13 protein-coding genes and 1 pseudogene are annotated in these 13,595 nt (G+C 73.2%); 10 read left to right on the top strand and 4 right to left on the bottom strand.

Annotated elements, in window-relative coordinates; translation table 11 throughout:
- Positions 1–102 precede the first annotated feature (102 nt).
- Genes ACFFJG_RS00625 through ACFFJG_RS00605 form a run of 5 tightly spaced genes read left to right on the top strand, consistent with a single transcriptional unit; the run spans position 103 to position 4,653 of the window.
- Positions 103–648, top strand: a complete 546-nt coding sequence (locus ACFFJG_RS00625; RefSeq protein ID WP_378516679.1) for an NYN domain-containing protein — start codon at positions 103–105, stop codon at positions 646–648.
- A gap of 9 nt (positions 649–657) precedes the next feature.
- Complete coding sequence (locus tag ACFFJG_RS00620; protein ID WP_378516678.1) at positions 658–1,263, top strand: acVLRF1 family peptidyl-tRNA hydrolase; 606 nt, start codon at positions 658–660, stop codon at positions 1,261–1,263.
- Positions 1,264–1,287: 24 nt separating this feature from the next.
- Positions 1,288–2,178 (top strand): ABC transporter ATP-binding protein, encoded by an 891-nt coding sequence (locus tag ACFFJG_RS00615; protein ID WP_378516677.1) that lies wholly within the window; start codon positions 1,288–1,290, stop codon positions 2,176–2,178.
- Positions 2,175–3,740, top strand: a complete 1,566-nt coding sequence (locus ACFFJG_RS00610; RefSeq protein ID WP_378516676.1) for an ABC transporter permease — start codon at positions 2,175–2,177, stop codon at positions 3,738–3,740. Before ACFFJG_RS00615 ends, ACFFJG_RS00610 begins: the two co-directional genes overlap by 4 nt.
- A gap of 10 nt (positions 3,741–3,750) precedes the next feature.
- Positions 3,751–4,653, top strand: a complete 903-nt coding sequence (locus tag ACFFJG_RS00605) for a phosphotransferase (protein WP_378516675.1) — start codon at positions 3,751–3,753, stop codon at positions 4,651–4,653.
- A 25-nt stretch (positions 4,654–4,678) separates the two neighbouring features.
- Here ACFFJG_RS00605 and ypfJ read toward each other — a convergent pair whose 3' ends face one another.
- Positions 4,679–5,614 (bottom strand): KPN_02809 family neutral zinc metallopeptidase, encoded by a 936-nt coding sequence (ypfJ, locus tag ACFFJG_RS00600; protein WP_378516674.1) that lies wholly within the window; start codon positions 5,612–5,614, stop codon positions 4,679–4,681.
- A gap of 122 nt (positions 5,615–5,736) precedes the next feature.
- Between ypfJ and ACFFJG_RS00595 the strand changes: the two genes are divergently transcribed.
- The 4 genes from ACFFJG_RS00595 to ACFFJG_RS00580 all read left to right on the top strand — a co-directional run bounded on the left by ACFFJG_RS00595 (position 5,737) and on the right by ACFFJG_RS00580 (position 11,109).
- On the top strand, positions 5,737–7,335 hold the full coding sequence (locus ACFFJG_RS00595) for an ABC-F family ATP-binding cassette domain-containing protein (protein WP_378516673.1): 1,599 nt from the start codon (positions 5,737–5,739) through the stop codon (positions 7,333–7,335).
- A gap of 28 nt (positions 7,336–7,363) precedes the next feature.
- The gene (locus ACFFJG_RS00590) at positions 7,364–8,146 is read left to right on the top strand and encodes an enoyl-CoA hydratase/isomerase family protein (RefSeq protein WP_378516672.1); all 783 of its coding nucleotides are present in this window, start codon (positions 7,364–7,366) and stop codon (positions 8,144–8,146) included.
- An 85-nt stretch (positions 8,147–8,231) separates the two neighbouring features.
- Complete coding sequence (locus tag ACFFJG_RS00585; RefSeq protein WP_378516671.1) at positions 8,232–10,133, top strand: ABC transporter ATP-binding protein; 1,902 nt, start codon at positions 8,232–8,234, stop codon at positions 10,131–10,133.
- 205 nt (positions 10,134–10,338) lie between these two features.
- Entirely contained in the window at positions 10,339–11,109 is a 771-nt protein-coding gene (locus ACFFJG_RS00580) for an SDR family oxidoreductase (protein WP_378516670.1), read from the top strand.
- Here ACFFJG_RS00580 and ACFFJG_RS00575 read toward each other — a convergent pair.
- A complete protein-coding gene (locus ACFFJG_RS00575; RefSeq protein ID WP_378516669.1) occupies positions 11,053–11,970 on the bottom strand; it encodes an SURF1 family cytochrome oxidase biogenesis protein in 918 nt (305 codons plus the stop codon). The genes ACFFJG_RS00580 and ACFFJG_RS00575 overlap by 57 nt on opposite strands.
- Positions 11,971–12,029: 59 nt before the next feature.
- On the opposite strand from ACFFJG_RS00575, the gene moaA reads away from it, so the two are divergent.
- Positions 12,030–13,019 carry a GTP 3',8-cyclase MoaA gene (gene moaA, locus ACFFJG_RS00570; protein WP_378516668.1) on the top strand — a complete coding sequence of 330 codons (990 nt, stop codon included), beginning with the start codon at positions 12,030–12,032 and terminating at the stop codon, positions 13,017–13,019.
- Positions 13,020–13,074: 55 nt separating this feature from the next.
- On the opposite strand, the gene ACFFJG_RS00565 is transcribed toward moaA, so the two are convergent.
- Positions 13,075–13,299: a hypothetical protein gene (locus tag ACFFJG_RS00565; protein ID WP_378516667.1), complete on the bottom strand. Its 225-nt coding sequence runs from the start codon at positions 13,297–13,299 to the stop codon at positions 13,075–13,077.
- A gap of 173 nt (positions 13,300–13,472) precedes the next feature.
- Positions 13,473–13,595 (bottom strand): annotated as a pseudogene (locus ACFFJG_RS00560) (hypothetical protein); the annotation flags it as partial.

The raw sequence follows: 13,595 nt of genomic DNA, 5'->3' as shown, positions 1-13,595 counted from the left end.
TCCCGCACGCCGCGAGCAGGCCCAGCGCGGCGACGACGAGGATCCTCATGGTCCTCGGACGTCCTGGTGGGGGCATGCGTTCCGGTGTGGGAGAGTCCTCGCATGGCCGAGCGCAAGACCTACCTCCTCGTCGACGGGGAGAACATCGACGCCACCCTCGGGACCTCGATCCTCGGACGTCGGCCCCGTCCCGAGGAGCGGCCGCGGTGGGACCGGCTGCTGGAGTGGGCCGAGCGCGCCTTCGACCAGGACGTGTCCGGGCTGTTCTTCCTCGCCGCCACGACCGAGCTGCCGACGAGCTTCGTGCAGGCGCTGCTCGCCATCGGCTTCACGCCCATCCCGCTGAGCGGCGAGGGCAAGGTCGTCGACATCGCCATCCAGCGCACGGCCGAGGCGCTCGTGCACCGCGAGGCCGACGTCGTGCTGGTCAGCCACGACGGCGACTTCGTCGAGCAGGTGTCCGCCCTGTGCGACGGCAGCCGCCAGGTCGGCGTCATCGGCTTCACCGAGTTCATCAACGCGCAGTTCCGCACCCTTCCCGGCCTCCGCATCTTCGACCTCGAGTACGACCTCGGCGCCTTCAACACCCCTCTCCCGCGCACCCGGGTCATCCCCATCGACGAGTTCGACCCGCTCGACTTCATCTGAGGTCGCGCCGTGCCCGTCGTCCTGGTCCCGCCCGCCCGGTGGGAGCGCTGGGTGGACAACTTCGCGGCCTCGCACGGCGCGACGCGGCTGTCGGTGGGCGAGGGTGCCCTGCACGGACGCGCCGAGGACGGCTCGCGGTTCACCGCACGTCCGCCGTTCTCCGAGGCCTACGTCGGCGAGGCCGACGCCGCGGCGCTGGTCCGTGCCCTCGACCCGCCGGCCGCGTGGGGCGTGCTCCTGGTGCGCAAGGGCGGCTTCGCGGTCGCCCGGCTCGCGGGGGAGCAGGTGGTCGAGCACAAGATCGGCCAGCGCCACGTGCAGGGACGCACCAAGGCGGGCGGCCAGAGCCAGCAGCGCTTCGCCCGGCGGCGTGACAACCAGGCGCGGCAGGCCTACGAGGCGGCGGCCGACCACGCCGCGCGGATCCTCGGCGGGGTCCGTACCGTGGTGACCGGCGGCGACCACGCCGCGGTCGACGCGGTGCTGGAGGACCCGCGCCTGTCCGGCATGGTCGTGGTGGGGCCCTGGCTGCCGGTGCCCGACCCCCGCCGGGCCGTGCTGGACGCCGCCGTGGCCGACGCGCAGGCGCTTCGGGTGGAGGTCGTCAACGCCTGACGTCGCGCGGCGTAGCGTGGGATCGTGGCGGCTGCGATCCAGGTCAGTGGACTGGTCAAGACGTTCGGTGCAGTGCGAGCCCTCGACGGGCTCGACCTCCGGGTCGAGGCAGGGGAGGTGCACGGCTTCCTCGGGCCCAACGGTGCCGGCAAGTCCACCACGCTCCGGGTGCTGCTCGGCCTGCTGCGCACCGACGGCGGGTCGGTGTCGGTCTTCGGACTCGACCCGTGGCGTGACGCGACCGCGATCCACCGGCGGCTGGCGTACGTCCCCGGCGACGTGAGCCTGTGGCCCAACCTCACGGGCGGCGAGACCATCGACCTGCTGCTGCGGATGCGCGACCTCGACCCGCGCGGCTCCCGGCGCGACGAGCTGCTCCAGCGCTTCGGGCTCGACCCGACGAAGAAGGGGCGCGCCTACTCCAAGGGCAACCGGCAGAAGGTCGCCCTGGTGGCGGCCTTCGCGGCGCCGACCGACCTCCTCGTCCTCGACGAGCCGACCTCGGGGCTCGACCCGCTGATGGAGGAGGTCTTCAACCAGTGCCTCGCCGAGCACAAGGCCGCGGGCACGACCGTGCTCCTGTCCAGCCACATCCTGAGCGAGGTGGAGCGTCTGGCCGACCGCGTCACGATCATCCGCGAGGGCCGGACGGTGGAGTCGGGGACCCTCGACGAGCTGCGCCACCTGCGCCGCAACCGCGTGCGGGCCGAGGTGTCGGGCGAGGTCCCCGACCTGGCGCGGCTCGAGGGCGTGCACGACGTCGAGGTCGACGGCCGGGTCATCCAGGCCTCGGTCGACCCTGCCGGGCTGCCCCTGCTGCTGCGGGCGCTCGACGGCGCGGGGGTCGTCGCCCTGACCAGCACCCCGCCCACGCTGGAGGAGCTCTTCCTCGACGCCTACCGGAGCCCGTCGTGACCGCCCGGTGGCGCGGCACCGGGTTCCTGCTCCGGTTCGCCCTCCGGCGTGACCGCGTCCTCCTCGCGGCGTGGCTCGCGGTGCTCGTCGCCACGGTCGCCGCCAGCGCTGCGGCGACCGGGTCGCTCTACGCCAGCACCGCGGACCGCGTCGCGGCCGCGGAGGCGATCAACGCCAGCCCGGCCGTCGTCGCGCTCTACGGGCCGGTCCTCGACACCTCCAGCCTCGGTGAGCTGTCGATGACCAAGATGACGGTGCTCTACGCCGTGTTCGTCGCGTTCCTCTCCGTGGTGCTCGTCCGGCGCCACACCCGCGTCGAGGAGGAGACGGGGCGCGCAGAGGTCGTCGGGGCGACCGCGGTGGGCGCCGACGCACCGACCGGGGCGGCCGTCCTGGAGGCCGTCCTCGCGTCCGTGGTCCTCGGCGTGCTGGTCGCGGTCGTGGACGTCGCGTGCGGGCTGCCCCTCGCCGGGTCGGTGCTGTTCGGGGCCTCGTGGACCGGCATCGGCCTCGTCGGCGCGGGCGTCGCGCTGCTGGCCGCCCAGGTGTCGTCGAGCGCCCGCACCGTGGGCTTGCTCGCCTCCGCCGTCATCGGCGTCTTCTACCTGGCGAGGGCCGTCGGCGACCTGGCGGCGGAGTGGCTCTCGTGGCTCACCCCGTTCGGCTGGGGGACCCGGCTGAGCGCGTGGTCCGAGCCGAGGGTGTGGCTGCTCGCGGCGTACCCGCTCCTCGCCGCGTCCCTCGTCGGAGGAGCCCTGGCCCTGCGGCGCCGGCGCGACCTCGGCGCAGGCGTGCTGCCCGAGCGAGCCGGTCCGGCAGAAGGATCACCGCGGCTGCGCGACGCCGCGGCGCTCGTGTGGCGCCAGCAGGGCACCGCGCTCGTGGGCTGGACCGTCGGCGCCGCCGTGCTCGGCGTGCTGATGGGCTCGATCGTGCCCACCATCGGCGACATGCTCGACACCGACGCCACCCGCGGGGTGGTCGAGGCGATGGGGGGTGTCGGCGCGCTCCAGGACGCACTGGTGTTCGCGCTCGCGTCGGTCGTCGCCGTCGTGGTCACCTGCTTCGGGGTCGCCGCCGTCACCCGGGCGGCAGGCGACGAGCACGACGGCCGGACCGAGACCGTGCTGGCCACGGCGACCTCCCGGTCGGCCGTGCTCGTCGCCCTGGCCAGCGCCGCGCTCGCCGGCACGACGTGGCTGCTGCTGGTCTCGGGGGTGGCGACCGCGATCGGGCGCGGGGACGGGCTCGCGGCCGTCGGGGCGTCGCTCGCGCAGGCGCCCGCGGTGTGGGTCGTGCTGGGCCTCGCCCTGCTCCTGCTGTCGGTGCGCAGCCGCTGGGCGGTCGCCGGCTGGGCCGTGCTGGTCGTGTGCGTGACGCTCGGGCAGGTCGGGGCGGCGCTCGAGCTGCCCGGCTGGGTGCTCGGCCTCTCGCCCTACCACCACGTGCCGAAGTACCCCTCCGAGGCGTTCGTGTGGCGGCCCGAGATCGCCCTCACCGCCGTCGCGGCGCTCGCCGTGTCGGGCGCCTGGTGGCGCTACCGGAGCCGCGACATCGGCTAGCGTCCTCGCCATGTGGCAGCCCGAGCCGGGGTGGCAGCGCCTCCCGGGAGCCGGTCCCGCGACCGCGGGCGTCTGGTCGGCGTCCCGTGCGGGGCGCGAGGTCGTGGTGAAGCGGCTGACCCGGCCCGACCCGCATGACGCGCCCGGCACGCTCGCGCCGGCCGACGTCAACTACTGGCGGCGCGCCGCCGACGTCGCGCTGAGCGGCATCGTCACCGAGGCGCCGGGCCTCAGGGAGGCGCCGGTGCTGGCGGTCGAGGAGGACGACGAGGGGGTCACGCTCGTCCACGGGCGGGTCGTCCACCAGGACGCACCTGGGCCGTGGCTCGCCGCGTGCCTGGGCCGGTTCGCCGGCGCGCGGCTGGGGGAGCACCCGTGGCTGGCGCGCGACCAGCTCCGCACCCGGCTCGGGCTCGTCGCGCACCGCGGCGGCTGGCGCACCCTCGCCCGTACGCCGGTGGCCGACGTCGCCGACCACCTCTGGCGCCAGCGCACCGTCTGGCTCGACCGCTGCGACGCCCTGCCGCAGGTGGCCCAGCACGGCGACCCGTCCGCGGCCAACATCCCGGGCCGGCACGCCGACGGTGCCGTCGCGATCGACTGGGCCCACCTCGGCACGGGGCCGGTGGGCGCCGACCTCGGCTACCTGTCGCTCGCCGCGCGCGAGGAGCTCGGTCCGCTCGTCGAGGCGTACGTCGAGGCACTGCCGCCCGGCCTGGCCACGGCCGAGCAGGTGGCCCTCGGGGCGCGCGTGATGGCCGTCTACACCGCCGTCACCCGGCTGGACTGGGCACTGGCCCGCGTCGCCGACGGAGAGGGGGCGCTGGCCGGGAAGTTCCGCCACCCCAGCGTGGCGCCGTACATCTTCGCGATGCAGCGCCAGGTCGACCAGATCGAGGCGCTGCTCGCCTGAGCGGCGCCCCGATCCGGTCGCGAGCTCAGAGGCTGCTGGCGGAGAAGGTGTCGCAGGACTCGATCGTGCCGTCCTGGTAGCCCTTCATGAACCAGCGCATCCGCTCCTCCGACGACCCGTGCGTCCAGCCCTCGGGGTCGACCCGCTGGCCGGCCTGCTGCTGGATCCGGTCGTCGCCGACGGTCTTGGCGGCGTCGAGCGCCTCGGAGATGTCGGCCTCGTCGAGGCCGTCGAAGATCGCGACCCCGTCCTGGTCGGTGGTGCCGGTGGCGGCCTTCGTCCAGAGCCCGGCGTAGCAGTCAGCCTGCAGCTCGAGCCGCACGGCGTCGGACTCGGGGCCCTGCTGGGTCTTGACCTTGCTCATCGTGCCCATGAGGTTCTGGATGTGGTGTCCGTACTCGTGGCCGATCACGTAGGGCTCGACGAAGTCGCCGCCCTTGCCGCCGAGCTGGCCCTCGAGGACGTCGTCGAAGAACGTGGTGTCGAGGTAGATCTTCTGGTCGTTGGGGCAGTAGAAGGGGCCGACCTGCGAGCTGGCCTGGCCGCAGCCGGTGTCGACGGCGCCGCTGAAGGTGCGGAGCGTGGCGGGGGTGAAGCCGCTGTCGAACTGCTGCGACCAGAAGTTGTAGAGGGAGTTCTCCACCGCGACGCGCGCGCAGTCCTCGTCGGAGTTCGCGTCGGCGCCGGTCTTGCAGTTGTCGTAGCGCGCGCTGTCGTCCATGCGGCTGGCGTCGCTGCCCGACGACTGGGGGTCGATGCCACCGGGGCTCGGCAGCCCGCCACCCCCGCCCGCGCACTGCGAGACGATGAAGAACAGCACGACGATGATGAGCACGCCGACGCCGCCGCCGGCGCGCGTGCCGCCGGGGATGGGCATCCGCATCCCGCCGCCGCCACCGGATCCTCGGCCGCCGTCGCTGACCCGGGACGTGTCGAGCCGGGCCTTCGGGTTGAAGCGCATGGTGGTGCCTTTCGCCGTCGCGGACGCCGGGTGCCCGGGGCCGGGTGGAGCCGTCAGCGCAGGTTAGCGCCTGGAGCCGACGATGCGGCTCCGCGAGTCACCCCTTCGTAGGATGTGCAGCGATGATCACCGCCCAGAAGCTCGAGGTCCGAGCCGGCGCGCGGCTCCTCATGGAGGACGTCACCTTCCGCATCGCCCAGGGCGACAAGGTGGGCCTCGTGGGGCGCAACGGAGCCGGCAAGACGACCCTCACCCGCATCCTCGCCGGCGAGGGCACCCCGGCCGGTGGCCAGGTGCTCCGCAGCGGCGAGATCGGCTACCTGCCCCAGGACCCCCGCGTCGGCGACCCGGAGGTGCTCGCCCGCGACCGGATCCTGTCCGCGCGCGGACTCGACGACGTCGTACGACGACTGCGCGAGGCCGAGGTCGACATGGGCAGCGACGACCCCAAGGTCCACGAGCGCGGCATGAAGCGGTGGGCGCGCGCCGATGCCGAGCTGCACGCCGGTGGCGGGTACGCCGCCGAGTCCGAGGCCGCGCAGATGGCCGCCGCCCTCGGCATCGAGGAGCGCCTGCTCGCCCAGCCGATCGGCACGCTGTCCGGCGGCCAGCGACGTCGCGTCGAGCTGGCCCGCATCCTGTTCTCCGGCGCGGAGATCATGCTGCTCGACGAGCCCACCAACCACCTCGACGCCGACTCCATCGTGTGGCTGCGCGACTTCCTCAAGGCCCACCGCGGCGGCTTCGTGGTCATCAGCCACGACAACAACCTGCTCGAGGCGACGGTCAACAAGGTCTTCCACCTCGACGCCAACCGCGCCGTCATCGACGTCTACAACATGGGGTGGCACAACTACCTCACCCAGCGCGAGGACGACGAGAAGCGCCGCAAGCGCGAGCGGCAGAACGCCGAGAACAAGGCCAAGGTCCTGACCGACCAGGCCAACAAGATGCGCGCGAAGGCCACCAAGGCGCAGGCGGCGCAGTCGATGCTGAAGCGCGCCGAGAAGATGATGGCCGGCATCGAGGGCGAGCGCGCGGCCGACAAGGTCGCCCGGATCGCGTTCCCCGAGCCGGCGCCGTGCGGCAAGACTCCGCTCATGGGCTCCGAGCTGTCGAAGTCCTACGGCTCGCTCGAGGTCTTCACCGCGGTCGACCTGGCCATCGACCGGGGCAGCCGGGTCGTCATCCTGGGCCTCAACGGCGCGGGCAAGACGACGATGCTGCGCATCCTGGCCGGCGTCGACAAGCCCGACACCGGCGAGGTCGTCCCGGGCCACGGGCTCAAGATGGGCTACTACGCCCAGGAGCACGAGACCCTCGACGTCAACCGGACCGTGCTGGAGAACATGCACAGCGCGGCCCCCGAGCTCACCGACACCCAGGCGCGCTCGGTCCTCGGCTCGTTCCTCTTCTCCGGCGACGACGCCCACAAGCCCGCCGGCGTGCTGTCGGGCGGTGAGAAGACCCGGCTGGCGCTGGCGATCCTGGTCGTCTCGAGCGCGAACGTGCTGCTGCTCGACGAGCCCACCAACAACCTCGACCCTGCCTCGCGCGAGGAGGTGCTGCACGCGATCCGCAGCTACACCGGCGCGATCATCCTGGTCACCCACGACGAGGGCGCGGTGCGCGCGCTCGACCCCGACCGCGTGCTGCTGCTGCCCGACGGCGACGAGGACCTGTGGTCCGAGGACTACGCCGACCTCGTGTCCCTCGCCTGAGGTTACCGACGAGTAGTAGCCTCGGCGCATGACTCCCGAAGAGCTCGCCACGGTCGGACTGCGCCTCGACGTCGAGGGTCCGGTCGCCACGATCACCCTCGCCCGGCCCGAGGTGCGCAACGCCCAGACCCCGGCGATGTGGCACGCGCTCGCGGAGGTCGGCCAGGGCCTGGGCGACGACGTCCGGGTGGTCGTCGTGGAGGGCGAGGGGGAGACCTTCTCGGCCGGCCTCGACCGGGCGATGCTCGACCCCACCCACACCGGTCCCGGCACCGTGCTCGAGCTGCTGTCGCTGGGCGACGACGAGGCCTCGGCCCGCATCGACGCCTTCCAGGCCGGCTTCACCTGGCTGCGCGACCCGCGCTTCGTCTCGATCGCCAAGGTCCGCGGCCACGCCGTCGGCGCCGGATTCCAGCTCGCCCTGTCGTGCGACCTGCGGGTGGTCGCCGACGACGCGAAGTTCTGCATGAAGGAGTCCGCGCTCGGCCTCGTGCCCGACCTCACCGGCACCCAGCCGCTGGTCGCGCACGTGGGCTACGCGCGCGCCCTCGAGATCTGCGCCACCGCCCGGGTCGTGGAGGCCGAGGAGGCCGTGCGCATCGGCCTGGCGCTCGCGTCGTACGCCCCCGCCGCGCTCGACGACGCCGTCGCTGCCCTCGCCGCGGCGCTGTGCGCCCCGATGCCGGGTGTCGTGCCGGAGACGAAGGCCCTCCTGCTGGGTGCGACCGACCGCAGCCTCGACGAGCAGCGTCGCCTCGAGCGCGAGGCGCAGGTACGCCGGTTCCGCGCGGTCGCCGCCGCGTTCGCCTGACCTCGAGCGCCGTGCTGTCGGTGCCAGGCGGAACAATCGCCCGCGCTGCCGGGTTGTCCGGGGTGGGACGGACGAAGGAGCAGGCATGTCGATGGGGCCCGGGGCAGGTGGCCCGCCGTGGCGGTTCCTGCGCAGTGACCGCAGCGTGGTCGAGAACAAGATCGAGCGTCGAACGGTCCGCCGGGTGCTGGCGTTCGCGCGCCCGCACCGCCGCCTGATCGCCGGGTTCCTGGCGGTCACCGTGGTCGACGCAGCGCTCGTGGTCCTGCCGCCCCTGCTGCTGAAGATGATCATCGACGACGGGGTGCGGACCCGCGACACCTCGCTCGTCGTCGGGCTCGCCGCGCTGGTGGCGCTGGTCGCCGTGGCCGACTCGGCGTTCGGGCTCGTCACCGGCTGGCTCTCCAGCAGGATCGGCGAGGGACTGATCTACGACCTGCGCACCCAGGTCTTCGCCCACGTGCAGCGCCAGTCGCTGGCGTTCTTCACCCGCACCCAGACCGGCGCCCTGGTGAGCCGGCTCAACAACGACGTGATCGGCGCCCAGCGGGCGTTCACCTCGACCCTGCAGGGCACCGTCTCCAACGTGATCTCGGCGGTCGTCGTCGGCGTCACGATGCTGTTCCTCAGCTGGCCGGTGACCCTGCTGTGCGTCGCCCTCTTCCCCATCCTGCTCATCTCCTCGCGCCTGGTCGGCAACCGCCTCGCGAGCCTGTCGCGCCAGCAGATGGACGGCAACGCCGACCTCGGCAACGCCATGACCGAGCGGTTCAACGTCGGCGGCGCGATGCTGCTCAAGCTCTTCGGCCGGCGCGAGGAGGAGGACGTCGCCTACGCCCAGAAGGCGGCCGTGGTCCGCGACCTCGGGGTGCGGATCTCGCTGCTGACCCGCATCTTCTTCGCCGCCATGACGCTGGTGCCGTCGCTGGCGACCGCCCTCGTCTACGGCATCGGGGGCTGGCTGGCCATCCGTGGCGACCTGTCGGTCGGCACGATCGTCGCCCTCGGCGTCCTCCTCACCCGCCTGCTCGGCCCGCTGCAGGGCCTGTCCAACGTGCGCATCGACGTGATGACCGCGCTGGTGAGCTTCGACCGGGTCTTCGAGGTGCTCGACCTGCCCTCGCTCATCCAGGAGAAGCCCGACGCGGTGGCGCTGCCGTCCACCGCGGCGCGCCTGGAGTTCGACCACGTCGCCTTCGCCTACCCGCGCGCCGACGAGATCTCGCTGGCCTCGCTGGAGACCGTCGCTCGCACCGAGTCGCGCGACTCCGGCCCGGTCCTCCACGACGTCTCCTTCGTGGCCGAGCCCGGCCGCATGGTCGCCCTCGTGGGGCCGTCGGGTGCGGGCAAGACGACCGTCACCCACCTCGTGGCACGCCTCTACGACGTCGGTGCAGGCGCGGTCCGGGTCGGCGGCCACGACGTCCGCGACGTCACCCTCCAGTCGCTGGAGGACGTGGTCGGCTACGTCACCCAGGACGCCCACATGTTCCACGACACGATCCGCGCCAACCTGCTCTACGCCCGCCCCTCCGCACTCGAGGCCGACATCTGGGCCGCCCTGGAGGCCGCGCAGGTCGCCACGCTCGTGCGCTCGCTGCCCGACGGCCTCGACACCGTCGTCGGCGACCGCGGCTACCGGTTGAGCGGCGGCGAGCGCCAGCGGCTCGCGATCGCCCGGCTGCTGCTCAAGGCGCCGTCGATCGTCGTCCTGGACGAGGCGACGGCCCACCTTGACAGCGAGTCCGAGGCCGCGGTCCAGCAGGCCCTCGACGCCGCACTCGAGGGACGTACGTCGCTGGTCATCGCGCACCGACTCTCCACGGTCCGCAACGCCGACCTGATCCTCGTGCTCGACCAGGGCCGGGTCGTCCAGCACGGCACCCACGCCGAGCTCCTCGCCGCCGGCGGCCTCTACGCCACCCTCCACGCCACGCAGTTCCGCGAGGGTGCTCCCGAGCCCTCCGCTGAGCCCGTCGCGCGCTGAGCCGCGGATCTGTCGCATCTGCACGCGCTGCGGGCGCGGGTGGCGGTGGCTGAGCCACCTTCCACGGGCTCGGAACGTGGGTGGGGCACCGCCGGCGAGCGCGGGCAGGGGAGTGCGGTGTCCGTGACGTACCGGGCACGTCATGAGCACCGCGGTCCTTCCTCGGGTCGAGTCGCGGTGGACCGCCACGGCTAGGGTCGGGCCCATGGACCTCCAGCTCACCGACAAGGTCTTCCTCGTCACGGGCGGGGCGCGCGGCCTCGGCCGGGCCACGGCCGACGTCCTCGTCGCCGAGGGCGCCCGCGTGGTGCTGTCCGGACGCTCGCAGGACTCGCTCGACGCCGCGGTCGCCGACCTCGACGCCGTCGCGGGCCGGAGGGCCTCGGTCGCGGTGGTGGCGGACAACGCCGACCCCGGTACGCCCTCGCGGCTGCTGGCGGTCGCCGACGAGACGTGGGGTCGCCTCGACGGCGCGATGATCAGCGTCGGCGGGCCGCCGAAGGGGCCGGTGTCGGCGATCACCGACGAGCAGTGGGTCGCCGCCTTCGAGTCGGTCTTCCTGGGGGCCGTACGCCTGGCCCGCGAGGTCGGCGCGGCGCTGACCGACGGGGGTTCCCTGGGGCTCGTGCTCTCCTCGAGCGTGCGGTCCCCGCTGCCCGAGATGGCGATCTCCAACGGGCTGCGGCCCGGGCTGGCGATGGTGGCCAAGACCCTTGCCGACGAGCTCGGACCGCGCGGAGTGCGCGTCAACGGCCTGCTGCCGGGACGGATCGCGACCGACCGGGTCGCCGAGCTCGACGCGACCACGGGCGACCCGGAGGGGGCGCGACGGGCCGCGGAGGCGACGATCCCGCTGGGCCGCTACGGCGAGCCGGAGGAGTTCGGGCGAGTGGCGGCGTTCGTGCTGTCGCCGGCCGCGTCATTCCTGACGGGCGTGATGCTCCCGGTCGACGGCGGCCTGCTCCGGACGCTCTGAGGACGGGGGAGCCTGGTCCGGCTCCCACTCGTCGTCGGGCTCGATCATCTCGCGCCAGGTCCGGCGCTTCTTGGCGGGCGGACGCGGCTTCGCCTCTGCCTTCACCGGCGCGGGAGCCGGCGCCCGGTCGTGGGCGCGGCCGCCGCGGAGCTCGTCGTAGACGAGGTAGAAGAAGCCGAACACGGCCAGCACCCCGAAGAACCACCATTGGAGGCCGTAGAAGAAGTGCGGCCCGTTGTCGAGCTCGGGCAGCTCGGCACCGAGCAGCGGGGTGGCCGGCTCCGGGGACTCCGAGCGCAGGTCGACCCACCCGCCGAGGACGTCGCGGTCGAGCGCCTCGCCGATGCGGGCGCTGTCGACGGCGCGGGTCGACCGGTCGGTGACCTCGGTGCTGTCGCCCTCGGCGTCCTGGCGCACCCACCCGGTCACCGTGACCTCGCCCGACGGCGGCGCCGGCACGTCCTCGGAGCTGGCACCGCGGTTGTCGGTGGCGTACCAGCCGCGGTCGACCAGCAGGCTGGTGCCGTCGGCGAGCTCGAGCGGCACGACGACGTCGACACCGGCCTCGCCGTCGCGGGTGCGGTAGCGCACGATCACGGTGTCCTCGACGGCGTAGGTGCCGGTGGCCTCGACGATGCGCCACTCCTCGGACTCCGACGGGTCGGTGCCGGGGGACAGGACGTCGGTGACGGGCGCGGGCCCGGCCTTCTCGTTGCGCTCGATGATCGCGTTGCGCTGCTTGCGGTCGTCGAGGCGGTGGAACTGCCACTCACCGAGCCGCCACGCCACCCACGCGAGGAAGACGACCACGAGTGCGAAGACGATCCAGCGGCGTGAGACCAGGAACCGCAGCTTGTGCACGGGTCGAGGCTATCCGGCCGTTCCTGACCACCTCAGGGCCGCCTCGTTAGACTCCACGGGTGACGACACCTCTGGCGGACCGCTTCGGCCGCGTGGCCACGGACCTGCGTGTCTCCCTGACCGACCGCTGCAACCTGCGCTGCAACTACTGCATGCCGGCCGAGGGGCTCGACTGGATGCCCACCGAGCAGACGCTGACCGACGACGAGGTCGTGCGCCTGGTCACCATCGGCGTCGAGCGGCTCGGGATCACCGAGGTGCGCTTCACCGGTGGTGAGCCCCTGCTGCGCCGCGGGCTGGTCGACATCGTGGCGCGCACCCACGCGCTCGGCGTCGAGACGTCCCTCACCACCAACGCGCTCGGCCTCTCGCGCACCGCGCAGGCGCTCGCCGACGCCGGGCTCGACCGCATCAACGCCAGCATCGACTCGGTGCGCCCCGAGACCTTCGCCGCGATCACCCGACGCGACCGCCTCCACGACGTCGTCGCCGGCCTGGAGGCGGCCAAGGCCGCCGGACTCGGACCGGTGAAGCTCAACGCGGTGCTGCTGCGCGGCACCAACGACGACCAGGCGCCCGAGCTGCTGCGCTGGAGCGTCGAGCACGGCTACGAGCTGCGCTTCATCGAGCAGATGCCGCTCGACGCCCAGCACGACTGGAGCCGGACCGCGATGGTGACCGCCGACGAGATCTTCGAGGCGCTGAGCGCCGAGTTCACCCTCACCCCGCACGGCGCCCCGCGCGGCAGCGCCCCGGCCGAGCTCTTCGACGTCGACGGCGGACCCGCCACCGTCGGCATCATCGCCTCGGTGACCCGGCCGTTCTGCGGCGACTGCGACCGCGTGCGGCTCACGGCCGACGGCCAGGTCCGCAACTGCCTCTTCGCCCGCGAGGAGTCCGACCTCCGTACGGCGCTGCGCTCGGGCGCGGACGACCAGGAGATCGCCGAGCGCTGGGTGGTCGCGATGCGCGGCAAGCGCGCCGGACACGGCATCGACGACGAGACGTTCCTCCAGCCCGACCGCCCGATGTCGGCGATCGGCGGCTGAGCCGCCAGACCCGGTCAGGCCGGTGTCCCTCGAGCCCGCGCAGGCCCGGTGGTGCTCAGGACGGGCGGTGCGGCTCGACCTCGCGCAGGAACCCGCGGGCGCCGAGGAAGTCCGAGAGCGAGCCCCGGTGCTCTTCGCACGCCAGCCACGTCTTGCGGCGCTCGGGGGTGTGGATCTTCGGGTTGTTCCACAGCAGCGCCCAGACCGCGTCGGCCTGGCAGCCCTTGGCCGAGCAGGGGTCGCGGTCGCCCTGCCGGACTTCCTGCGGGTCGAGCTGCACGGGGTGCCTTCCGGGACGTGGGAAAAGAGAAGTGCCGGACAGCCACGGGGGGAAGCTGTCCGGCACTTCGGCTGCGAGCGCAGACGGGGGATGCTGTGCTCGCTGCGGGAGATCATGGCACGCGGATCGATGAAAACCAAACTTTTGGATGAATCGGCGCGCTCGATCTTTCGTCAGTCCGTCGGCTCGTTGGCCTTCAGTTCGTGGGCGTACGGGGCGTCAGGCAGCGCGAATCCGTCGTTGCGGGTGTCGCTCGCGTTCCCGATCACCACGGCGAGGAACGGGAGGAACACCGC

The organism is Nocardioides zeicaulis (assembly GCF_042432345.1).
Taxonomy (GTDB): domain Bacteria; phylum Actinomycetota; class Actinomycetes; order Propionibacteriales; family Nocardioidaceae; genus Nocardioides; species Nocardioides zeicaulis.
The sequence above is the reverse complement of the archived record's forward strand: the minus strand, read 5'-3'. Positions and strand labels throughout refer to the sequence as shown.

Coding starts and splice junctions, on each gene's coding strand:
- ACFFJG_RS00625 (WP_378516679.1), top strand. CDS start 103: ATGGCCGAGCGCAAGACCTACCTCCTCGTCGACGGGGAGAACATCGAC.
- ACFFJG_RS00605 (WP_378516675.1), top strand. CDS start 3,751: ATGTGGCAGCCCGAGCCGGGGTGGCAGCGCCTCCCGGGAGCCGGTCCC.
- ypfJ (WP_378516674.1), bottom strand. CDS start 5,614: ATGCGCTTCAACCCGAAGGCCCGGCTCGACACGTCCCGGGTCAGCGAC.
- ACFFJG_RS00595 (WP_378516673.1), top strand. CDS start 5,737: ATGATCACCGCCCAGAAGCTCGAGGTCCGAGCCGGCGCGCGGCTCCTC.
- ACFFJG_RS00590 (WP_378516672.1), top strand. CDS start 7,364: ATGACTCCCGAAGAGCTCGCCACGGTCGGACTGCGCCTCGACGTCGAG.
- ACFFJG_RS00585 (WP_378516671.1), top strand. CDS start 8,232: ATGTCGATGGGGCCCGGGGCAGGTGGCCCGCCGTGGCGGTTCCTGCGC.
- ACFFJG_RS00580 (WP_378516670.1), top strand. CDS start 10,339: ATGGACCTCCAGCTCACCGACAAGGTCTTCCTCGTCACGGGCGGGGCG.